General features: G+C 38.4%; 19 protein-coding genes. 8 read left to right on the forward strand and 11 right to left on the reverse strand.

Annotation, left to right across the window (positions count from 1 at the left end):
• Positions 1–345: 345 nt before the first annotated feature.
• Genes JOC49_RS01900 through JOC49_RS01915 form a run of 4 tightly spaced genes read right to left on the reverse strand, consistent with a single transcriptional unit; the run spans position 346 to position 4,846 of the window.
• Positions 346–1,212 carry a M15 family metallopeptidase gene (locus JOC49_RS01900; RefSeq protein ID WP_204661638.1) on the reverse strand — a complete coding sequence of 289 codons (867 nt, stop codon included), beginning with the start codon at positions 1,210–1,212 and terminating at the stop codon, positions 346–348.
• An 8-nt stretch (positions 1,213–1,220) separates the two neighbouring features.
• Positions 1,221–2,402 (reverse strand): hypothetical protein, encoded by a 1,182-nt coding sequence (locus tag JOC49_RS01905; protein WP_204661640.1) that lies wholly within the window; start codon positions 2,400–2,402, stop codon positions 1,221–1,223.
• A 31-nt stretch (positions 2,403–2,433) separates the two neighbouring features.
• Positions 2,434–3,294 (reverse strand): polysaccharide deacetylase family protein, encoded by an 861-nt coding sequence (locus JOC49_RS01910; RefSeq protein WP_204661642.1) that lies wholly within the window; start codon positions 3,292–3,294, stop codon positions 2,434–2,436.
• Positions 3,284–4,846, reverse strand: coding sequence for a serine/threonine protein kinase (locus JOC49_RS01915; protein WP_204661644.1), 1,563 nt, complete (start codon positions 4,844–4,846; stop codon positions 3,284–3,286). The genes JOC49_RS01910 and JOC49_RS01915 overlap by 11 nt, the downstream gene beginning before the upstream one ends.
• An 81-nt stretch (positions 4,847–4,927) precedes the next feature.
• Between JOC49_RS01915 and JOC49_RS01920 the strand changes: the two genes are divergently transcribed.
• From JOC49_RS01920 to JOC49_RS01945, 6 genes are all read left to right on the forward strand, one after another.
• Entirely contained in the window at positions 4,928–5,353 is a 426-nt protein-coding gene (locus JOC49_RS01920; RefSeq protein ID WP_204661646.1) for an XRE family transcriptional regulator, read from the forward strand.
• Between the two features lie 66 nt (positions 5,354–5,419).
• Complete coding sequence (locus tag JOC49_RS01925; RefSeq protein WP_204661648.1) at positions 5,420–6,319, forward strand: HD-GYP domain-containing protein; 900 nt, start codon at positions 5,420–5,422, stop codon at positions 6,317–6,319.
• An 88-nt stretch (positions 6,320–6,407) separates the two neighbouring features.
• Complete coding sequence (locus JOC49_RS01930; RefSeq protein WP_204661650.1) at positions 6,408–6,650, forward strand: AbrB/MazE/SpoVT family DNA-binding domain-containing protein; 243 nt, start codon at positions 6,408–6,410, stop codon at positions 6,648–6,650.
• Positions 6,644–6,979, forward strand: coding sequence for a type II toxin-antitoxin system PemK/MazF family toxin (locus JOC49_RS01935; protein WP_204661652.1), 336 nt, complete (start codon positions 6,644–6,646; stop codon positions 6,977–6,979). Before JOC49_RS01930 ends, JOC49_RS01935 begins: the two co-directional genes overlap by 7 nt.
• Before the next feature lie 111 nt (positions 6,980–7,090).
• On the forward strand, positions 7,091–8,971 hold the full coding sequence (locus JOC49_RS01940) for a hypothetical protein (RefSeq protein WP_204661654.1): 1,881 nt from the start codon (positions 7,091–7,093) through the stop codon (positions 8,969–8,971).
• 148 nt (positions 8,972–9,119) lie between these two features.
• Positions 9,120–10,739, forward strand: a complete 1,620-nt coding sequence (locus tag JOC49_RS01945; protein WP_204661656.1) for a stalk domain-containing protein — start codon at positions 9,120–9,122, stop codon at positions 10,737–10,739.
• A gap of 49 nt (positions 10,740–10,788) precedes the next feature.
• Here JOC49_RS01945 and JOC49_RS01950 read toward each other — a convergent pair whose 3' ends face one another.
• Together JOC49_RS01950 and JOC49_RS01955 are read right to left on the reverse strand one after the other, a co-directional pair.
• Positions 10,789–14,211: a 5'-nucleotidase C-terminal domain-containing protein gene (locus tag JOC49_RS01950; RefSeq protein ID WP_204661658.1), complete on the reverse strand. Its 3,423-nt coding sequence runs from the start codon at positions 14,209–14,211 to the stop codon at positions 10,789–10,791.
• 243 nt (positions 14,212–14,454) lie between these two features.
• Complete coding sequence (locus JOC49_RS01955; RefSeq protein ID WP_204661660.1) at positions 14,455–15,372, reverse strand: Fic family protein; 918 nt, start codon at positions 15,370–15,372, stop codon at positions 14,455–14,457.
• Between the two features lie 187 nt (positions 15,373–15,559).
• Here JOC49_RS01955 and JOC49_RS01960 point away from each other — a divergent pair, with 187 nt between their 5' ends.
• Positions 15,560–16,762 carry an ATP-binding protein gene (locus tag JOC49_RS01960; protein ID WP_204661661.1) on the forward strand — a complete coding sequence of 401 codons (1,203 nt, stop codon included), beginning with the start codon at positions 15,560–15,562 and terminating at the stop codon, positions 16,760–16,762.
• A 126-nt stretch (positions 16,763–16,888) separates the two neighbouring features.
• On the opposite strand, the gene JOC49_RS01965 is transcribed toward JOC49_RS01960, so the two are convergent.
• The 5 genes from JOC49_RS01965 to JOC49_RS01985 all read right to left on the reverse strand — a co-directional run bounded on the left by JOC49_RS01965 (position 16,889) and on the right by JOC49_RS01985 (position 20,487).
• A complete protein-coding gene (locus tag JOC49_RS01965; protein WP_204661663.1) occupies positions 16,889–17,515 on the reverse strand; it encodes an RloB domain-containing protein in 627 nt (208 codons plus the stop codon).
• On the reverse strand, positions 17,502–18,821 hold the full coding sequence (locus tag JOC49_RS01970) for an AAA family ATPase (protein ID WP_204661665.1): 1,320 nt from the start codon (positions 18,819–18,821) through the stop codon (positions 17,502–17,504). The genes JOC49_RS01965 and JOC49_RS01970 overlap by 14 nt, the downstream gene beginning before the upstream one ends.
• 166 nt (positions 18,822–18,987) lie before the next feature.
• Positions 18,988–19,233 carry an SEC-C metal-binding domain-containing protein gene (locus tag JOC49_RS13480; protein ID WP_204661666.1) on the reverse strand — a complete coding sequence of 82 codons (246 nt, stop codon included), beginning with the start codon at positions 19,231–19,233 and terminating at the stop codon, positions 18,988–18,990.
• A 50-nt stretch (positions 19,234–19,283) separates the two neighbouring features.
• Positions 19,284–19,709, reverse strand: coding sequence for a hypothetical protein (locus tag JOC49_RS01980; protein WP_204661668.1), 426 nt, complete (start codon positions 19,707–19,709; stop codon positions 19,284–19,286).
• 13 nt (positions 19,710–19,722) lie between these two features.
• On the reverse strand, positions 19,723–20,487 hold the full coding sequence (locus JOC49_RS01985; protein ID WP_204661670.1) for a hypothetical protein: 765 nt from the start codon (positions 20,485–20,487) through the stop codon (positions 19,723–19,725).
• Between the two features lie 81 nt (positions 20,488–20,568).
• Here JOC49_RS01985 and JOC49_RS01990 point away from each other — a divergent pair, with 81 nt between their 5' ends.
• Positions 20,569–21,993 carry a DDE-type integrase/transposase/recombinase gene (locus JOC49_RS01990; protein ID WP_204661672.1) on the forward strand — a complete coding sequence of 475 codons (1,425 nt, stop codon included), beginning with the start codon at positions 20,569–20,571 and terminating at the stop codon, positions 21,991–21,993.
• Positions 21,994–22,028 lie beyond the last annotated feature (35 nt).

Raw genomic sequence — 22,028 nt, forward strand, 5'->3', positions numbered from 1 at the left:
TTTTAGGTGGCTCAAGGAGGGACAGTTAACATAACATATTTCAATCACGTCCCCTTTCTCCCCACTGGCCAAGAGCATCCTCCCAAATATGGGTATTCCGCCATGTAACATTTTATTGGCTCAACTGACTTCCACACACATCGAAAGTCAACTCTCGAGCCACCTAAAACGGCACCCATAAAAGCCCTTACATTCCCCACACACGCAAAAACCACCCACAATCACAGAAATTGCAGGCGGTTTTATATAAAAAAACCACTTGGTCTCAAAATATACAATTTACCAGAAATGGAAAACGGCTACAAGCCACTGATTTAAACGATCACAGTCAACTAATATCTTATGTTAACTGTCCCCCCTTGAACCACCTAAAGCGGTACCAAAAAATTCTTCAAGGGTCAACCCAGCTTCATATAAATATGTGGCCAGGTCGATACCAACGTATCTGAGGTGCCAAGGTTCATACTTATACTGGGTGATTTCTGTTTTATCTTCAGGGTAGCGGATGATAAACCCGTAGGTGTGGGCATTGTCTGCCACCCAGATGCCTTCTGGCGTCTCACCAAAAGCTTCCTTAAGGTCATATCCTACACTTGCACTGGTGACATCCATAGCCAGACCAGTTTGATGCTCACTGTGGCCAGGTCTAGCACTAAACGTATCTGCAGCCTCTTGACCCCTACTGGCAACAAAGCCCTCATAGATCCATTTTTGAGTCGCATAAGACCGATAACCAGAAAGAGCAAAAAGAGTATGGCCATCTTCCTTGGCGCCCTCAAACAAAAGGGCCAAAGCATCCGCCGCCTCTTGTCGCATCTTACGTTTGGGATTGTCCTCATCAAAAGAAAACCTAACATCCGGTTCCACCAAATCTTCTGGCACATAATCCTCTGGTAGCTGATTAAGCTTATTGGCCAAAACATAAATCGATGCTGGATCCTCAATCGCCCCAATCACATCGGGGTCATAATTAAACTGGTCAGGTCGAATCAACTCAGCCCATAAATCAAGTTCGCTCTTAACCTCCGTCGCCTCAGTTTCATCGGTTGGTTCAGAACTCGGCTCTGTCACAGGTGGCAGAGAAGGCCTAATCGTCGTTGGCACAACCACCCAACTCTCCTCACCCAGATTCTCTTGACCACAACCCGCTACAAACCCTAAAACGCCAAGGACTAAAACAAGTCCCATTACACTGTATCTTCTCAAACCCATCTCCTAAATCAATAATAGAAAAACTCACTTAAAATCATCTCAAAAAATTCATCAATTCCTTCAAAACCAAACCAATAGGCCATTTCCTGATAATACTCAGTCCCCTCAATAGCCTCTACCAGTTTGTCATTCGCCTGAACCTTCTCAGAAAAATTCCCAAGCACCTCGCCTGCCACCTCATAAAGGTCCGACTCGCCAGACATGAAAGGCTCAAAATCTAGGCCAGACGCCTTATCATAAGTGTTAAAGTCATAAGCACTCTCATTCTTATAACGCATTTCAAGCGTCAAATCACCTTCAACCTCAAACGTCATTTCCATCGCTTCAATGGTATTTAACCAGTCCAAATCAAAAACCATTACCATATTGAACCCCGGCTCAACAGCCCTATCCCGTTCACGCTCAAGATCAGACAAAAGTGCTGAAACGCCCTCATTAAACTCAGCTTCAAAGGTCTCATAATCCTCAATTTCAGACAAGAGCTCCTGCCAATCTTCTGGACCAGCCCCCCCAAATTCGAACCCATCTTCAATCATAAGGGACAAAAGGCCCACAAGCTCCCTGTGCAAAACAGGCACAAACGCATCATCTGCCGCAACCACCTGTAAAACCGCCTCAGTCAAATCCAGCATGGCCACTTCATCGAGCTCCAAATAAACCCGGCCATCAGACTTATAAAGATTGTCCCCTAAAGCCTCTTCCACCGCCTCAACATACGCTTTAAAATCTATCCCCTTAAAAGAAACACCCATCATATACTCACGAAGGGCATAGGACTGGGTCATATACGCCTCGAAATCCCCATCGTCATAATAAAAATAAGACCCATATAAATCTAAAAGATCCACATACAGCACATCCTCTTGAACAGCCATAACACCTTCAAGAAGAACCGCATCATCCAAATGGATTTGAACATTTGAAAACCCTGACATCCCAGTATTTTCATAATTCATCACCAGCTTAAACAAATCAAAAATAGGGGCCATCGAAGGCTCTTCAGTCGTTGCCCACAGCTCCATGTGACCCTCTTGTGATTCACTTGCCGCCATCTTATAAAAACCTGACATCACCTGAGCACCCGCACTCTTTGCAAAAAGAATTTGACTGCCTGCAAAAACAAAAACCACAAGCAAAAGCGCCAAACCAAGTATTTTCAATACCTTACCATTCATCTGAAATTTACTCAAAACAACCTCCAATCCAAATACGCATCCAAAACTAATCCTCAAAACCATCAACCGATTCCAAAAGCTTAAGCACAGGCACCTCCCCAGTCACATTAAGCCTTGGAATCGCCCTTAAATCCGCCACAGTCCCAAAAGACCGAATCTCTGGAACCGTTGAAAACGTGCATACAACACCAAACGCTTCAAGCACCTGCTCAGTCGCCTCAGAAAAAGCCCCATAAGGATAAGCAACCGAAACCGGCACTCGCCCCGTTTTAGACTCAATTAGGGCAGTCATCTTGCCAGTATCCTCTAAAATTCGCGTAGCATAATCCGCATCGGACTCCTCGGCCATCTGAGACATCCCGTATCCCACAGGCATGCCACCGTCATATGAAAGCCCTTCTGGCGAATGCAGATCATACGTGTGATTTTCAATCTCCACCAGCCCACTTTCCACCATTTCCCGCGCAGCTTCCCAAGTAAAATGCGGAATAATTGGGTCCTCAGTCAAAACAAACCGATCAAGGCCTACAGACCAACCAATTACATTAATCACAGCCTTCATCTTAAGTGACTTTAAAATTGGGAAAGCATACACATAATTCGACGCATACCCATCGTCAAAAGTCACCAAAATTGGCTTTTCAGGCAAAACGCCAGTCCCTTCCACATAAGCAATCAAATCGGCCAAAGCAATGGTCTCAAACCCCGCCTTTTTAAGTTGCCACATATCATCAAAAAACTTAAACACGTCCACCACCGCATCACCCGTCACATCATCCGAAATATGATGATACATTAAAACGGGCACAGATACAGGCGTCACATCCGCAAACCCAATTCCACCAGTGCCAACACTTAAACACAAACACACACTCAAAATTACCCCTAAACGCCATTTACCGCGCATAAGCCATCACCCGCTCCACTATTTCTCCTGACTCTGAAATCAAATACACAAGCCAGTACGTATTTAAAAAATAATCTCGAGGCCCAAACCCCGTAAAAACCCGGTTTTCTAGCGAAACAAAACCCTCCTTATCCTCAAACGTCGCCTCGATTTCCGCAAAATCAGCCTCTCCAAAAGGCCCATCCGAACTCCAAATACACGCATACTGCGCCTCTGGATAAACCGACGCATCCACAATTAACTTGGCATATTCTGTATAATACTCAAAACCAAGCCCCTCAGTCATCTCAAAATACCCCAGTGCCAGCTCAACCCCACCTTCAGAAAAATCCAGTCCAGCCCTAATATCATCCGTATTATAGTAGCCAATCACCTCAAGGTCTTCATCATACAAAAGGAGCATCAAACAATCTCGAGAATCAATCCCCGAAATATAAGCAGAATCCGATCTAAAAGACGTCAGCCCATTTCCGCTGGAAACTGCATCTGCCGCAAGCACCGGAATATCCGCTTCATAAAAAGGCGCATGGTCTGTGGCAACCGACATATAGGCATAATCCGAAAACACCTCAGGAAGCTGGGACTCATCGAGCGTAATCTTCACAGACCGTTCATCAAAAGCCTCAATCACAAGCCCCGACTCTATCAGAAAAGGTCCCTCTGGTGGCCGCAGTGCCCACGCCCATGTAAACGCTATCAAAACAAACGCCAAACCCGCAAGGCCAAAAACAGCCTTAAGTTTTCTAAGTTTCGCCCGTTTGCCATTGAGTTCCGACTTCAGCTGAGTAACAGACCCAAAACGATTTTTAGGGTTGAAGGCCGTCGCCTTTAAAATCAACCGCTTTGCCTTATGGCTCAACTTAACATCTTTTCTCAAACACGTCACCATATCTTCAATAGACGCCGGCTGTATACCCGTCAACATGAAAAAAAGAGTGGCACCTGTGCTATACACATCAGAACGCTCAGTCGTTTGCATATACCCATATGCCTCCGGAGCCGTATAACCCTTTGACCCAATCAAATATGTGTCTTGAGTCCTGTTTACCTTAACTTCCCGTATCGTTACAACATCTATAAGAACAACGTCACCCTCTGGTGTCACCATAATATTAGAAGGCTTTAAATCCCTAAAAACAAATTTGCCCGAATGGTTTCGATGCAACCTTTCAAGAATTTCAGAAATCTTAAAAAGCAACTCAAAAGCATGCGCCTCCTCTAGTTTACCACGACTAAGAACATAATGCTCCAAATTGACACCCGGAACGTACTCAACCACCCAGTACAAAAAAAGATCTGACTGAAAAACAGCTACAACCCGGTTAACCCCCTGAACATCAAGGCGCTTTACAAGATCCAGCTCAAACTGAATCTCAGGCCGAATCCGCATGGCTTTAAGCACAAAAACAGCCCGGTCCTCATATCGCTCAACCCGTGTCACAACAGACTCCTTAGACCTATAAATTTCTTCGCCCAAATCATAAACCGCTTGAATTGCCTTACCTGCAGCAGACTGGTGGATATCATACTCAAAACTCTGACTAAACTCCAAAATGCCTTGCCTCCTTATTTTACTCCTCTAATTATATTTGATATAATTAGGCTTGGCAACCAAAGAAACAGGAGGACCCACATGGCTGAACTTAAAACAGAAATCTTAAACGAAAAACTCATGAAATCTGAAAACTTTGATGCATTCTTTGAAACCCATGGCAAGCACATCCGGCTGGACAGTTTTCACAACTGTCTATATGACATGATCTCAGACAGTGGTCTAAAAAACTCAGATATTTTCCTTGCCGCCGATCTCAGTGAAAGTTATGGGTATCAACTTTTAAGTGGCAAAAGACAGCCTTCGCGTGATAAAATTCTCAAACTGGCTTTTGCCCTAAAACTCACACTTGAAAAAACCAATTTGCTGTTAAAATTGGGGCAAAAAAACAGCCTCTATGTAAAAAATAAACGGGATGCCATTCTTATGTTTGCACTCAACACAAAAAAATCCCTTATAGATACAAATGCCCTCTTGGAGTCTGAAAATTGCGACCTATTATTATAAATAAGGGAATCGCACAAACATAAAATATATGTTAAACTATAAGTATCTTAAAAAATGAGGTGTGTTATGCCCAGTTATAAAGTCTATAAACAAAGTGCCATTTCAAAGACATCAACACTGACCAATGCGAAAAATATAATTGAAAAAATCCATAAAAACAACCATCTAACCATAGGCAAATACCATTTAAGAGAAAATTCCATCTTTTATATAGACATTAACGATTCACCCGATGCCGTTAAAACGTATACCGTTCTTTCTGGCAAACTGGTGAACCTAAAAACACATGAAGTCTATGCCGCTGGTGACTTCATACTCATTGGCCAAATTGATGAAATCGTTTCCCTGCATTGCCTAGAAGACAGCATCGTTCTTGTGCATGCCCAAGGGAATACCAGCGTTGAAAAGTTTGAAGACAGCAACGCCAAACTTAACGCCCTTATGAATGACCTTCAGGCAAAGGACCACTACACCAAACTGCACTCAGACCGGGTCTTCCAATTGGTCAAGCAAATGGCCCTTAAACTTGGCTATCATTCCAGCGCCCTTCACAACATCAACAAGGCAGCCCGATTTCATGACATTGGCAAACTCTTTATAGAAGATGAAATCTTAAACAAACCTGCAAAACTTACAGCAGATGAATTTAACCGCATCAAAGAGCATACTTTTTTAGGTGAAGATTTGATTCTTAAAACCTATGGTGAAACCGTTTATGCCATCATTACACAACACCACGAACGATTAGACGGATCTGGCTATCCAAAAGGCCTAAGAGGCTCTGAGATTCTTGAAGAAGCTAAAATTCTCGCTGTTTGTGATGTCTACGACGCCATGACCAGCAACCGGGTCTACAGCCAGGCCAAAACCCCTGATGAAGCCATAAAAGAACTGGAATCTCTCGCCGGCACCCTCTATGATGAGAAACTCATCCAAGTCCTGAAAATAATTGTTAATAACCAATAATAAGTCAAATAGACGTAAAAGATAATCAAAGTGGTTGACAATAGTGAACGAGCGGGATATACTTTGTATATACAAAGGAGGTGTTGTCATGGTAACATCAATTAAGAAGTGGGGTAATAGCCAAGGTTTAAGGTTTTCAAAGGAAATGCTAGATGCTATAGGTATCTCAGTCGATGATGAAGTTTTGATAGAAGTAATAGACCATAAAATTATTATCAGTAAGGCTAAAGATAATAAGGTGAATTTGAAAAAATTATTTAAATCATATGAAGGTGTCTATAAAGAAACTGAGATGAATTGGGGAGAACCAAAAGGTGAAGAAGTATGGTAATTAATCAAGGCGATATAATTAAGTTTGACTTTAATCCAACTGTTGGTCATGAGCAAGCAGGGTTTCGACCTGCACTGGTTATTAGCAATCAAACATTCAATAAGTTTACTAATTTATTAATTGTACTGCCGATCACGAGTACCGTTAGTAACTTTCCCTTGCATATTCCATTAGATGATAGAACTGAGACTCAAGGGAATATATTGTGTGAGCATATTAAATCAATTGATAAGACTGCAAGAAAGATCAAGAAGATAGAAAAGGTGCCAAAAGATATACTTGAATATGTAATCGCCATGATATATGGCGAACTAGAAATAGAAGCTTAATGTCTATGGGTTAAGGGTTGTGGAAATTTGTAATCAATAATATTGGAAAAATTTATCTGAAATTATCTGAAAAAGGAGAAAACGATGTTGTATGTATATAACAGATATATAATGAAAGAAATTGCACACACCCTCTTAAGCGAACAAATAAATCAGGCAGAATTAAATGCTGCAATTGGGAAATATTTTTATAATTTACTTGAATTTGATGGAATAAAATTGACTAATAGCGCTATTTATAAAACTGAAAGCCAAATACTCAAGGACATAAAAAGTGGTGTTAACTTAGAAAATATTGTAATTAACAAGGGTGAAATTGTAGGGATTAAAAGTGTCATTGACGATATTACATATCAAGGGTATCCTTTTTTAATACTGGAAAAATTAACTGATAGTAAGGGAGAAGTCGTGGGATTTACAATTTGGGACAACAGATATGCAAGAACTATTCCCAAAAGCAAGTTAATAAATTATATGAACGAGATAGGAGAAAAGTATCCCGAACATATTATAAACGGCACATACCCAACAAAAAAAATAACCCATCTATTAAAAATTCGAATGGGCGAAATGCATATGGGGCCTTTAGGTGTTAACCATGGCATAAATGTGAGTGAAGTACTCACAGGCACAAAAAAGACCGCCTACAATTGTGATCCAATAGAATTAAGAATGCATGTTGATCAAAAAATCGTTATAATCGATAAAGTACAATATGTATTGAGGGGATTGAATCAAGTATATACAAATATACAAGGTATAAAAACTCTAAATGAGAATGAAATTCAAGCTGGTGTTAATGCTATTAAATGGATAGCAACACTAAAATATGATCTTGATATAGTTGAGGCAGCTTTTAAAGATCTAAAGGAAAATATTGAACCTGAATACTTGGAACAAATATTAAATGCAGACAAGTTTAATAGCATTATAAACGCCATGCTTAAGAATAGTATCCATTATAATGAGGATTTAAAAGATCAGTTTGGTATAGAAATTGAGAACAATTATAATGGAAAACATACATGGGAAGGAAGCAGTAATTCAAAGAAATTTCTTATGTATAAAGATAAAGCTAAATCTTTAAAGGTAGATTGTGATGTTTCCCCAAAAGCGATTGTCCATTATACTTGTGGGGCATATTCATGGTTAGATAAGCGTGATGTGGTTGTGCAAAATGAAAACAGTAAAATTCTAGACAAAAAAACCAATGAGGCGTATAGAGGAGATACAATGACAAGTGCATGGAATTTCTTTAGATATGCGATTCAATTAGCAGATAATTACCAAAAAGTTATTATAGATGATCTTAAAATTGAAGGCAGTTTAAGTAATCATTTTGATAAACTGATTAGTATAATTGATAATTTAAAGTGGGATAAGGATGACGCTCTTACTGGCTTAAAAGATCAACTTGATATATTTGCCAGAAATTGTCACACATTTGGGAATATGATCCCAGTACCTCTTTATTTTAATAATGAAAGAAGTGGTCATTTTGCCAATAGAGATTGTTGGGATATTACGATGGTGGCATTATATGGATGGTACCAAGATAATGAAACTTTATCAGATGTTAATTTTGATTTAGTTGCCCTTGATAAGGACAGATGGCTATTGGGACTTTTTTCTGGTTCTGGAAATGAGGCAAAAGTATTCAGTGTTATTAACTGTAAAAAATGGCTATGTAAAATGGGAAGTTGGTCAAATTTTATAGCTATGAATAAGCTTGAATCATTTACAGGGGAATATGATACGAAGAAAGTTCCCAAAACGATAATAAATAATATGCCTTTATCATTTGATATTCTTGATAGGTCACCCGATGAATTTTTTAAAAAAACATGGGAAAAGTTTAAACCAGGAAACGGAAAACACGTAACTAATTGGGAGGCAAGAGATAAGAAAAATCTAGTGAACTATTTAAGGAACTTAAATATAAGTATTGCAGAAAGAAATGATGCATTAAATCATTCTAGGAAAGAACTGTAATATGTATTATTTAATTGGAAGAAGATTATAATGTAAGCGTAAAGCCACCTTTCTGTACCTTTAGTGACCCATGAAGCCCATGGTTACACCTTGGACAGTTTTGTTCATCAGCAGGGAGTGTGTAAAAAAATTCTTCTTCCTCCAAATAATGGATTTAAAAATAATGAAAGAGAGAAATGAGATGAAAAAATTAATATCGGTTATGATCATTCTAACCCTAATGACCACCATCGCCTTTGCAGAACAAGGTGAAAACTGGATTAGCGCCCTTAAAAACACCATTCAGGTCACGCTTAATGGCGAAGCCGTTGCTGCAGACAACCTTTTATACGAAGGCCGAACCTATGTACAGTTGCGCGAAATTTCAAACATGATTGGTGCCGATCTCTCGTGGGATGAAATCACTCAGACAGCTGACTTGAAACTGGAACAGACACAAGCACCAGTCAATGCTGACACGGGTACATTTAAAAAGATTATCTTGAACACCTACATTGACCCTTTAATTTCATATGCCGAATTAGGCACAACTCAGCAGGCACTGTACGGTGTGGCTTTTGAAGGGGCGAGCAAGGACATGCGTTATGCGTTGACATCAGAAGGCCTTCAAATTTATGGGTCTTTCTCGATTGGAACAGAAGTGGACATGATCCTCGTTCAAAAAGATTATGGCCTGATCAAACGGACTTTGGTTGGTGATGACCTGCCAAAAGTACAAAGAGAAAGTGACTATCAAGTTATTTTTGTGCCGGCTGACCCATCAAAAGGCTTTAACTTTCCGTACATGATTCGGATTCCAAGCGAAAACATGGTCAAATACAGAACAGAAAAAGACTACTTAATGGTAGACATGCTCAACAATGGCAATGGACACAGCCTTGCACAGTGTATTGAAGACGCTAAAGAACAACTGTCTGAAATGTGGTACCTTTCCATGCAGCGGTCCCAGGAATTTGGCTTTCCAATTATGATGCCAATCGTCCCTAGAACAGGCGTCCCTGTAGATGAAACTGACTTTGGTCAATCCAGACTTTATGAACATGCACTGGACCGAGCTTCCGTTTATGTAAGAGAATTGACTCAATCAGGAAAATTTGCTTCACGTAACATGGCAAACTATGACTATTATGAAGTAGACCCAACCTTATACTACGATTTTGATGACCAAATTAAAGCCATGATCACACATGCCCTTGACTATCTCAACACCAACAATTTTGGACTGGAAGACAAGGTCATTATGGATGGTTACTCTGCTTCCGGAACATTTACAGACAGGTTTACAAACCTACATCCTGAAATCGTAAAAATGGTAATTTCAGGTGCAACCCTAGATGATATGATGCTTCCAACCGACACATACAAGGGCGAAACCCTAAATTTCCCAGTGGGAACAGCTGACTTTAAAGCCATTACTGGCAAAGCCTTCGACATGGAAGCCCACAACAAAGTAGCCCGTTTAATTTATATGGGTAAAAATGATACAAACAACACAGTTGATTTTCTAGACTGCTATTTCGAAGGCACACAGTCGCAAATCAATAAATTGTTTGGCAACCCAGTTCTGCCAAGAGCACTTGAAAACATTGAACTCTACGGGAAAAGTGGCGGACATGGACTCTTTATACTGGACCAAGGCATTGAACACGGAACTTCATATGAAATGAATCAGTACATCAACACCTTTATTTTGGCAAATCTTAAATCAGATACACCTGTCTATCCACCTGTAAACTATACGAACTTAGAAGCCACAGTGTTTGAATAAAACCATAAAAAAGAGGACACCTCGGTGTCCTCTTTTAGTGTGCTTAACTTTATGCAGCGATTAAAAACTCAAGTGCACTGACTTCGTCAGAAACGTCTTCAATTCTGCCGTCTTCAATAGCTTTGTCAAAACCTTTTTCGTTCATGTAGTCGATTAAAACTTCATCCATTGCGCCAAACTCTGCAACAACAGGTTTACCAACGAACATGGAATAACCATCTCCACCAGCTACGATAAAGTCATTTGTCGCCAAAACATACGTCTTCGTAAGGTCCACAAGCTCACCACCAACCTTAAGTTCAACCACTCTTTCACCCGCAGGTAAAGTTGAATCGAACTTAACAGTCATGCCAGCGATGTGTGGGAAAGCGCCTTTTGCTTCTGGATACATGTCAATGCCATTTTCAATAGCAGCAACAATATCTGCACCAGTCACTTCAATAACTCTAACTGTATTTCCATAAGGAAGTACTGTTAAAACTTCGCCTTTTGTAACAGGACCCGCATCGATAGATGAACGGATACCGCCACCATTTGTAAGGGCAACATCTGCGCCACTAATATCTAGTAGTGCTGCAGTCAGTAAGTTTCCTAGATTTGTTTCACCTGCACGAACAAATGCTTTTTCACCGTTGAGAACAACAGGCGCAGTTGCAACAACTTCTTCAGTAATAACTTCATTTTCAGCTACAATTTCTTCAATTAGTGCTGTCATTTCTGCATCGTCTTCTACATTTGCAGACATTTCTTTTGTAAAGAGAGAAGCGCCAAGTGACACCAATTCACCCTCTTTGAATGCAAAATCAACAACGCCGATATTTTTTGTTTTCTCGCCTGCTGAAACAATGAGGGTATCTTCCACCATCTCACCATTTGCATACGTAGAATGCGAGTGACCATCAATTATAAGGTCAATACCGTCTACTGCTAAAACAAGGCTTTCACTTGTATAGTCGCCTTCATCACCTAAGTGAACCAAGCCTACGATTACATCTACATCCATAGACTCAAGAAGTGCTACCATTTCTTCACTTGTTTCATAAATGTCTTCAAAAGTAATGCCTTTTGTATTGTCTGGATGTGACTTGTAGAGGGTTTCAGGTGTTGCGATTCCAAAGACACCAATTTCCAAGCCATCTACTTCAAAGATTTCATAATCATCCACTAACAAAGAACCATCTTCTTTTTTTACATTGGCTGCAAGCATTGGGAATTCAAGCATACCAGCTAACTTTTCAGTTTGAGCTGAGCCATAGTCAAACTCATGGTTACCAAGTGTCATCACATCATAACCAAGTGCGTTAAGGACTCTAGTGCCCACTTCACCATCTGAAAGTGTTACGAGGTTATGCCCTTGTAAAGCATCTCCAGCGTCCATAATCAAAAGGTTGTCGTTCATGTCAGCCATCATTTTATAAACAGTTGCCATTTTGGCTGCGCCCATACCATCATAAGCACCTTCGATAAAGAACCCATGCATATCATTTGTATGCAAAATTGTCAAAGGCTTGTAGTCTGGGAATACACCTTCTTTAATAAGGTCATAAACGTTTACAGCTTTTACATTTGGCGTTCTGCCATCTGCAGAAGTTGGGATCTCAAGCTCGCCATCAATAATCATTTGATAGATTTCATCTTTAAGTTCATGGTCTAAATCTGCGCCAACAATTTCCCAGTTGTTGTCTACAGATGGAGATGCAATCCCATCTTTTTCAGATGCAAGATAAGTTGCAATCAGTTCTCTGATTCTGCCCGCATCTTGGAACTCGATGTAAGAATCATAATAAACATCATCAGATGTAGCAAGACCAAGACTCATAAGGGTACCAAATCTGTAGTTGTTTACAGCAAGTTTATAAATTTGATCGTCTACAATTGGGGCACCATTAAAGGTAAGGTTTTTAATTCTTTCGCCTGGCGCTTCAGAAATATCAATTTCGTAGTCTACACCAGCAAACATGTCATAATTATAGCCTCTAATGTTCTCATTAAAGGAAATTGTCACATCGCCTGGCTTGTAAGTGTTGTAGTAACTTGCAGACCATTCCATGTATTCTTTTAAGTTTTCACCTGTAATGTTAAGACCCATTAAGGTGTTTGTGTACTTGTAAATATCTGCCGCATTTTTCTTTTTGAAATCGCCTTCAAGAAGGTTCATATCATTTTTAAAGGCTGCAGCAGAACTAATTTGAGCGTCTGTGTAATAAAGTTGTACATCATTGATTAAATCAATAAGCGCTGAATCTTCAAGTTGAATGGTTGGCATTGTTGTTACTTTTGAGTCGCCAGTGATATAATCAACTCTTTCAACAAAATCAGCTTCAACTTGTCCAACAACTGTGTTGGCATCTGCAATTGATTTTTCATGTACAAAAGCATACTTTTCTAGAATTTCTGGATCTTCTTCTACATTAGCTGTTTCAATGTTTTCAGCAGTTATAGAAACCACATCGTAACCATCTTCTGTTTTTTCAACTTCGATAACTGCTTTTGATACTGCCCAACCGTAAGCGCCTGGCTCAATAAGCTTAACGCCATTGATTTCTGTATTGTATTTAGAATGGGCATGTCCACCAAAGATAATGTCAAATTCAGGGAACTTTTCAGCAACTGAATTGATGCCTATAAAATCATGATCATCTTCTGGACCTATGTGGTAAGCGCCCACTAAAACATCATACTTGCCTTCAAGCTCAGCAACGACTTTTGCAGTCTCTTCTTCAATATCTGTAAATTTAAGACCTGCAAAGTTGTTCGGTGAACTGGCTTCCCAAATTGGTACATGCGGTGGAATCATACCAACGACTGCTACTCTAACACCATCTATCTCAAAAATTTCATAGCCTTTTACATATCTTTCGCCAGTCGCTTCTACATATGTGTTTGCAGAAAGCGCAGCACCTTCAAATGCGGCTGAATTTTTGTCAATAAACGACTTGTCAAAATTAAATTCATGGTTTCCAATTGTCCAAGTGTCATATCCAATATCATTCATCACTTGAATCATTGGATGAACAGGCATATCATTGAAAAGATCTGCGCTGTTGTCTTGTAACGTATCGCCCATATCCATAAGCAATAAGTTTGGATCAAGTTCTCTTTCTTGCTTAACAATTGTAGAAACTTTTGCAAAACCTGCGTCTGCATCGACATCGTCTATTGCATACTCGTAGGCATAAATCCTACCGTGCAAGTCACTTGTGCCCAAAATTGTAATTTCCTTTGAGCCATCTGCTGTTTCTCCGTCATCTTCACCCGGGATTTCAATCTTATCGCCAACATAGATCTTGTTTGGATCTGCGATGTTGTTGTAATCCGCAAGCGTCATGTAATCTGTGCCATAACTTTCTGCAATTTTCCATAGCACATCGCCTGATTTTACAGTGTAAGTCTCGGCGAATCCACCCATGGAAAATGATGAAATAATCATCACTGCAACGAGAAGTAAACTTAACTTCCTTAAGTTCCTCATAACTACTTTTCCTCCTTTTAATTTGGGATAGCAATTGAAGTCTTTACTAATAGTAAAGACTGTTTTAATTATACCATTTAATATATGCATATAAACAAAATAATATATAAGTTGTAGAAATCTTACAAAGCTGTCATATTTAAATATCTATCCGCCCAAGGTAAGCGTAAATTCAATTACACGTGCCAATCGTAACCAGATACATATTGGAAACACTGTATTTTTGTGGCTCCTAGGGTTATGCTATAGCAATGACAACCACAACTGTTCAGATTCAATCACCAATTTAGCGACAAACTCAAGAAATGGATGATAATCCATCGTAGTATGTGCGTGATCCAGCACTTCATAATATTGTGCTCGGTTTTCTTTTTTTATTATAATAGGTGTATATCCGTTTTTCATCAGTTCGAAGTTCAGCAGCAGTCTTGAAGTCCTTCCATTTCCATCAATAAAAGGATGAATTTTTACAAACTCTCCATGAAGTAAAGTGGCTCTCACTACAGGATGAAAGGATTGCCACACTTCTTTGTATTCCATAATTAATTTTTGCATCAAAAAGTCAATTTCATAGTGTTTTGGCGGGATATGAGTAGCGCCGCCAATGACTACATTTTCAATTCTGTATTTACCTGCATTCTGGTTATCAATCTCCTTTAATATAAGCCCATGAATGTTTTTTATATTCCATTCCGATAAGGACTCATTATTCCCAATCAATTCTTCAAGGAATACTATTGCGTCCCGGTGATTAATCGCTTCCAAATGTTCAACAACACTTTTCCCGCCAATTGTTATTCCTTCTAAAACAACTTTAGTTTCTGATAAGGTCAACGTATTCCCTTCGATGGCATTACTGTTATAAGTCCATTCAATAACTAATTTTTCATGTAAAGAGTCTGCTAACCTCTTTGAAAACGGTCTATATTCATCAATCTTTTTTTTCATTTCATCAATTTTGCTAAAATCATATGCAACGCCCTTATATGATTTCTTAAGATTTATTCTCGCATCAGTCGGCTTGACCGCTTCATATGGAATTGACCAATTTCGACCGAACTTCACAGCGCCTTCAATTCGTCCTTCTGAACATAGGACGCGTATTCTTCGATCGCTAATCTGCCATTTCTTACTTGCTTCAGTTATGCTCATGTATCTCATGAAAATCACCTTCCTCATAAGTATAATATACCGATATCGGAATAATGTAAAGCGAGCGTAAGCGTAAATTGATTTTTTCACCTCATCATCCGGTTAAAACCGATTATGAAAACTTTTTCGAGTATAGTCGTAAAAATATTGATTATATGTATTTTTTCAGTTATACTTCTGTTTAAGGGGTGATGTTATGAAAAATAGAGATCTTTATCTTAATCAGCTCATTCAGTTTAGAGATAAAAAATTAATTAAGGTCATCACGGGTTTAAGACGTTCGGGTAAATCAACCCTACTTTCACTTTTCGAAAATCATCTGATCGCCAGCGGTGTTGATAGAAAACATATTATCCGGATGAACTTTGAGTCATTTGAATTCGATGAAATTATCAGTTACAAAGAACTCCATGCACACATTAAAGAGCGTATTAATGACACAAATAAAAGACATTATATTCTGCTTGATGAAGTTCAGCAAGTAGCGTCATGGGAAAGAGTGGTTAATTCTCTCCTCGTCGATGCCAATGTGGACATCTATATAACCGGGTCAAACGCATATCTTTTGTCTTCAGAACTTTCCACATTGCTGTCGGGCCGGTACGTTGAAATTAAAATGCAGCCTTTATCCTTTAAAGAGTATTTAGATTTCCTAGAATCAGACAAGGAAATGAGTCTCCCAGAGAAATTTAATCAATACCTGGAATACGGTGGACTTCCCACAGTCGTTGAACTATTAGATAATCCAGATACCATCGGTCCTTTCCTGGAAGGCATCTACAACACTGTGCTTATGAAGGATGTTATTGAACGTAATGGCGTCAGAGATGCCGCCCTTCTTGAACGTATTTTGAAATTTATTGCTGCCAATATCGGCAGTATCGTCTCCACTAAAAAAATAAGCGACTATCTAACCAGTAGTGGTCGGAAAACAACCAGCGATACGATTGACAATTATCTAAAGATGCTTGAAAATGCATTTATCATCTACAGGGCAAACCGCTATGACTTAAAAGGGAAGATGTTTCTAAAAACCCTTGAAAAGTATTACATCGTGGATATAGGTATCCGCAATAAGCTTACCGGCCTACGTAACACAGATTATGGTCATGTTTTAGAAAACATTGTTTACCTGGAACTATTAAGACGCGGCTATAAAGTGACTATTGGAAAAATCGGTTCGTTAGAAGTGGACTTCGTCGCCTCAAAAACGAATGAAAAAATCTACTATCAAGTTTCAGCGACACTCATGGATGAAAAAACGAGAGCGCGCGAGCTTAGACCTCTAGAAGCCATTTCTGATAACTACCCAAAATATATTTTGACCATGGATCAAACTGTCTTCAACGACTACTCCGGGATTAGGGTTAAAAATATCATAGACTTTTTGCTTGAATAGTTAGCTTTGGTTGTAAGCGTAAATTCCAGTGCACATAGACGGCAAAAAGCAAACTCTGAATACTGACAGCAAATAGTTTCAGATCAAGTTCAGAATCAGATGTCGATGAAAATAATAATTTACCTTTTATAAATCTCCGCTATCCGCCAAAACCGCTCTGAGAAATTCATGAATGGAGAAGTCGGGATTTGAATAAATTGTCGTGTTTCCAATCTTTGTACTATCAGCTTTCACTTTATTCTTCCGAATCGTCTCCGCTCTTCGAATTGCTGATTTTACATCATCCAATGTTATCTGGCTAAGTATCTTATTAATGACTTCTTCATTCTTGATATTATCCGTTTGATTCAAATCAAAGATTCTGCGAATATCTGAAATATAAGCATCATTTTTTGTAACACTCTTGTTGTAATCCTCTTTATGAAGAATCAACCACAGATCAAAGTTCACGCTGCTATACGCATGATAGATGTGTCTACCTTCTTTTCTTTTTAAAGGTTTAAGCTTTTTATTCAGTGAATCGCATATTTCGATATTTTTCTTGAATTCCACTTCATTATTATCAAAATCGAATACTGCAGCACTATCATAAGCTTCATACCTTTTTTCAAGACGATATGGCGAATCCTCAAAGGTATTAAACTTTACGACTTTATGTGGGAAATCTTTAATCAACTTAGCTACATGGTTCAGATACATTGTTTCTTGCTGTCCATCGCAGATACATAAATATGTTTTTCTATACTTCCCCATCTTCATCCTCCTTGCTACCATTTTGATTTAATAGCTTTGAAAAATCGATGAAAGGAAGCGCACCGTAATTCCCTTTGAAGTAGTTGATTAAATAATTATGATCATTTCTCACTTCCTCAGCGCCAAAATCTGCGAGAGAATAAATGACACTTTCATATGATTCTGTATCCTTCTCAACAAAGCGAATCTGATCTCTTCTAAATATTTTATTGTTTAGATAAATCGGATTATGTGTTGTGAAAATCAGTTGTGCGTGAGTTTTATTTAGATCAGAATCATTAAAAAGAGCCAATATCCCTTTGATCAGTTCAGGGTGAATCGCAGCGTCAAACTCATCAAGAACGAATACGCCACCCGACTTGAAAAGCTTCTCAAATGGGATAGCAAAATCAACAAGTTTCAGTGTTCCCCTTGATTCCATAAGTTCTGCAGGGATCACAATATTTTCATCATGATATTTATAGATAGAGACAAGCTCCATACTGGATGATTCTTTATCTTCTGATTTATTTGATTTAAAGACGATCCCTTGAGGCCCAAAATCAGCATTCTTAACAAACCCATCAAGGATCTTATTCCATGCAAAAAAATCCTTCTTTGGGCTATCTTCCAATGAAAATGTTAAGTTCGTTTTCTTTAGCGTAAAGTCACTTACCACTACAAGCTTTTCTTTAAAGAAGTCCAGTACCATATCCGCTAGCTCATTGCTAATTGTACTTTTAAATGCTCTAGATAAGAACAATTCTGTCTCATCAATGTTTTCATTGATTTTTTTCTCAAACTGTTTGAGTAGCTTCTCATCAAATTCAATTATATTCAGCGCTTTTTTGTCTTTGTTGATCTGAATCTTATCTTTTTCTCTCTTGTATATGTTTGTCTTTTGGTCAGACTTATCAATATAGGTTAAAAATTCAGATACAATACGTCTGGTTTCTTTTTTGAAGGTACTCACCTCAACTTCAAAACCAAACTCTAGCCGCCTTCCTCCATAAATAAAATCAATTTCAAAGTTCATGGGCTTCTGAGATTCCTGGTAGGCAAATGGGTAAAATTCGAGGTTCTTTAAGTTCGATATATTTGCCTCAAGAGACCCTGAAAGAACAATGTCTTTCATTACCGCCAGGGACATAATTATGTTAGATTTTCCACTGGCGTTAGCTCCATAAATTACCGCTGAAGGTACAACCCTCAAATCATATTCTCTAATGAGATTATCATTAAGTGTGGTTTGTCTGCCTGCTATCATTGCAAGACTGGTCATCTCTTTAAATGACCTGAAATTTGAAAATCTATAATCAATTAACATTGTAAGACCTCCTCTATTAGGGTTTCGTTAATATCCTTATTATACCCCAACAAGAAGACTTTTACAAACAAACTTGAGTTTTTTTCTCATATTTGATTTGTTTTTGGCGTTATAACTCTTTCATTTCTCCTTTTATATCAATTAAAGACAGGATATTATCCTGCGCCTAATTATACATATCTTTTCCAAGACAACACTTCTTGTATTTCTTTCCCGAACCACATGGACATGGATCGTTTCTGCCAACTTTTTCTTTTTTCACATCATTCTGTTCGTCGCTCTTATACACAAACGGCTGATCCGGAAGCGGCTTTAACCTAGGCTTTTCAAATTTTTCAAAGATTTCACTTGGTGTATGTCCGTTGTTTTCCCATATTCTGATAGAATTCGCCATCTCCATGACCAATTTCATAGTTTCAGTGACCTGATCCAAATCCTTGAAATTGACATTAAAGTAATCCACTATACCTTAAAATCCATATTAAGACCGTACTCACTTTCAAGCCTATCAATCAGTTCAAAAGGAAAGATCTCAGCACATCCATCGGAAATTTCTTTCAGTATTGCTACAACCTCACGAATCAAGTCCGTTCCCTGTACACTATGCTTCTTCCCTGGAGGCACCGTCCTTGCAAACCATACTTGATCATAGATTTCAATCTGTGCAACAATAGCCTCTATCTCCAGTAAAAAAGAAAGTTCATTCTCCTCGTTCGCTTCACCATACTTCGTAATGATCATCTTAATTCGCCTTAAAACTGCTTCACGATTGATGTCTAACGGGATAAATACACGGATATTATCATCCTCTTTTTCATCCTTAATACTAGATACATCATCTTGTATTGATTGATCAATCGGCCAAAGATCTAAACTATGACGCGTCATCTCAACACTCTCCTTAGATATTTGTATTTGTCAACAAGGGACTTATCAATTTCCATTTCTCATTATAAACACCCGATTCTTCTGTACAATGGCAAAGAACAAGTTTTGTTTTCGATATGTGACGGATGCAGTATGCCATTAAGGCACTGGGATCATCCACCTTTAAAAGACCGACATCCACAAGCCAACCGACTTTTTTGTTTAGATTTCGATTATCAACGCCCTTTAAAATCGTTAAAACACGGTGACACGCAAGCGGACCGGTATTCCTTAGAAAAACTAAAAAGGCCTCCCACGTCATACATTTGGGAAAGGCGTTAATAAGGTCCATAATCGTCTGCGTATAAGAAGAATACCTTGCCAAGCCTGAAACTGCGCACGCCTCTTGCTCAGAATAGCGTTTGTACTTTATTGTCCATCCTTCATAAACCACTTCACGAAATCTTTTATTTGACGCAAGATAAATGCAATTGTCTTCAGGTACAATTAACCCATGAAATCTTGCCGCAGACAACTCACATAAATATGCGTTTTCCTCCAATTGACAAACAGCCTCATGCAAATTCATCTTTGGTTTAGCTGTAGCTGGATTAACTGGACTGTACAAATTAAAAGGATATCGTATGACCCGACCTTCTTCAACCCATCGTTTCAAATACAAATACCCCATACGTTCACTACCCGTTACATCTATGATATCCGTGCCTTTAAAGGATGAATAACGTAAAATCTCATCAAAGGCCTTTTCTTCTTTTGAATCATTAATTTTTTTGTACATAATTTACACCACTGCTTTTTTATGTTATAGTTGGATGGTTGATTTTTATAAATTTAAATACATTTTATAAATAGGAGTCTTATGGCACATACAGCAGAAACTTATCGGAGAATCTATCATTTAATTTCACAAGACCTATCATATCGCCAAATTGCACAAGATTTGAAAGTAAGCAAGAATACAGTTCAATCTGTCAATGATCGGTTTAATGAAACCGGATCCATCTACCCATCAAACATAATCGTCAATATTTACGATCCATATTTCCAAACACTTTACAATAGAATTGAATACTTTAGTTCTCTCACCAAACCAAGTTATAAAAAGTTTCACCGGCTTCCTCTTGGAAGAGAAGAAATCTTAGACCATATCAGAAAAGAGTTCCCAACACTCAGCACTTCAAATTTCAATTATCTTTATAGACTTGTAAAAAATAAAAATCGAGAAAGTTACTTGACAATTCACTACAATCCAGCGGATATTGTCCAATTCGATTGGGGCTACTTAACAATGAATCTAAATGACCACAACCGAAAAATTTATTTTGCCGTGTTTGTTCATCCCTATAGTTTAATGCAATTTGGATTTGTAGCACATAAAGAAACTGCAGAACACTTTAACATCGCTTACCATAAATACTTGCTAAAAGCTAAAAAAGTTGCCCATCAGCTCCTTATCGACAACATGAAAATCGCTAAAAGGACTCATGATCCAACCGTAACCGATCGGAATCTAACGCATTTTTTTGAAGCGTTATCAAATCATTATAAATTTCAAATACGATTTTGTGCCCCTAATCAGCCCAATCAGAAAGGGGCTGTTGAACTGGGCGTAAAGGCAGCTAAAAAAATTATCATAGACAGCGGAGAAACTGAATTTAAATCCTTGGAACATATTCAACGCATATTGGATGAAGGTTTTAAAGCATTAAATGAGAAAAAACACCCACATAAAAACAACTCTAGACTTGATTTGTTTAAAGAGGAACACTCTTTAATGAAACCCTTGCCTATAAAACCATTTACATTTTTCTTCTATGACACAAGAAGGGTTATAAAAAAGACTTCTATGGTTTCACTTCACGCTACGCGCTATGAAGTTCCCGAGTACTATCGTGGCGAAACCGTTACAATTAAGCATAACCGTCAAAATGTTTACATCCTAGACATCCACCATAAAATAATTGCAAAATATAAATATTCAACTAAGAAAAACAACATCATGCGCCGAATTTGGTATACACCAGATAAACTTCGCACAAAACACCGTGGTTTTGAAGACAGCTATGAATATCATTCTATGCCAAATTATCTCAAAAATATCTACCACCATGTCTACAAACAAAATCCAATCGAATTTGCAGCATTTTTAAATTTAGCCAAAAATAGACCAAAAGATTTTCTGAAGAAGGCCTTAAGACGAAATACGGTTAGCATACATGATTTAACTGAAAATCAACTTCTAACTGAACTTAATCGTAACACGATTCGCTACAAAATAAAATGAGGTCAAAAGTTGCTCTTTTTTTTAACAATCTGTCC

The organism is Fusibacter tunisiensis (genome assembly GCF_016908355.1).
GTDB classification, from domain to species: Bacteria; Bacillota; Clostridia; order Peptostreptococcales; family Acidaminobacteraceae; genus Fusibacter_D; species Fusibacter_D tunisiensis.

Bases quoted from the DNA above. Each gene is read 5' to 3' on its own strand.
- JOC49_RS01935 (WP_204661652.1), top strand. From the start codon at position 6,644: ATGGTAATTAATCAAGGCGATATAATTAAGTTTGACTTTAATCCAACT.
- JOC49_RS01940 (WP_204661654.1), top strand. From the start codon at position 7,091: ATGAAAGAAATTGCACACACCCTCTTAAGCGAACAAATAAATCAGGCA.
- JOC49_RS01970 (WP_204661665.1), bottom strand. From the start codon at position 18,821: ATGTTAATTGATTATAGATTTTCAAATTTCAGGTCATTTAAAGAGATG.
- JOC49_RS01980 (WP_204661668.1), bottom strand. From the start codon at position 19,709: ATGACGCGTCATAGTTTAGATCTTTGGCCGATTGATCAATCAATACAA.
- JOC49_RS01925 (WP_204661648.1), top strand. From the start codon at position 5,420: ATGCCCAGTTATAAAGTCTATAAACAAAGTGCCATTTCAAAGACATCA.
- JOC49_RS13480 (WP_204661666.1), bottom strand. From the start codon at position 19,233: ATGAAATTGGTCATGGAGATGGCGAATTCTATCAGAATATGGGAAAAC.
- JOC49_RS01950 (WP_204661658.1), bottom strand. From the start codon at position 14,211: ATGAGGAACTTAAGGAAGTTAAGTTTACTTCTCGTTGCAGTGATGATT.
- JOC49_RS01965 (WP_204661663.1), bottom strand. From the start codon at position 17,515: ATGGGGAAGTATAGAAAAACATATTTATGTATCTGCGATGGACAGCAA.
- JOC49_RS01930 (WP_204661650.1), top strand. From the start codon at position 6,408: ATGGTAACATCAATTAAGAAGTGGGGTAATAGCCAAGGTTTAAGGTTT.
- JOC49_RS01990 (WP_204661672.1), top strand. From the start codon at position 20,569: ATGGCACATACAGCAGAAACTTATCGGAGAATCTATCATTTAATTTCA.
- JOC49_RS01960 (WP_204661661.1), top strand. From the start codon at position 15,560: ATGAAAAATAGAGATCTTTATCTTAATCAGCTCATTCAGTTTAGAGAT.
- JOC49_RS01920 (WP_204661646.1), top strand. From the start codon at position 4,928: ATGGCTGAACTTAAAACAGAAATCTTAAACGAAAAACTCATGAAATCT.
- JOC49_RS01900 (WP_204661638.1), bottom strand. From the start codon at position 1,212: ATGGGTTTGAGAAGATACAGTGTAATGGGACTTGTTTTAGTCCTTGGC.
- JOC49_RS01910 (WP_204661642.1), bottom strand. From the start codon at position 3,294: ATGCGCGGTAAATGGCGTTTAGGGGTAATTTTGAGTGTGTGTTTGTGT.
- JOC49_RS01985 (WP_204661670.1), bottom strand. From the start codon at position 20,487: ATGTACAAAAAAATTAATGATTCAAAAGAAGAAAAGGCCTTTGATGAG.
- JOC49_RS01945 (WP_204661656.1), top strand. From the start codon at position 9,120: ATGGATTTAAAAATAATGAAAGAGAGAAATGAGATGAAAAAATTAATA.
- JOC49_RS01955 (WP_204661660.1), bottom strand. From the start codon at position 15,372: ATGAGATACATGAGCATAACTGAAGCAAGTAAGAAATGGCAGATTAGC.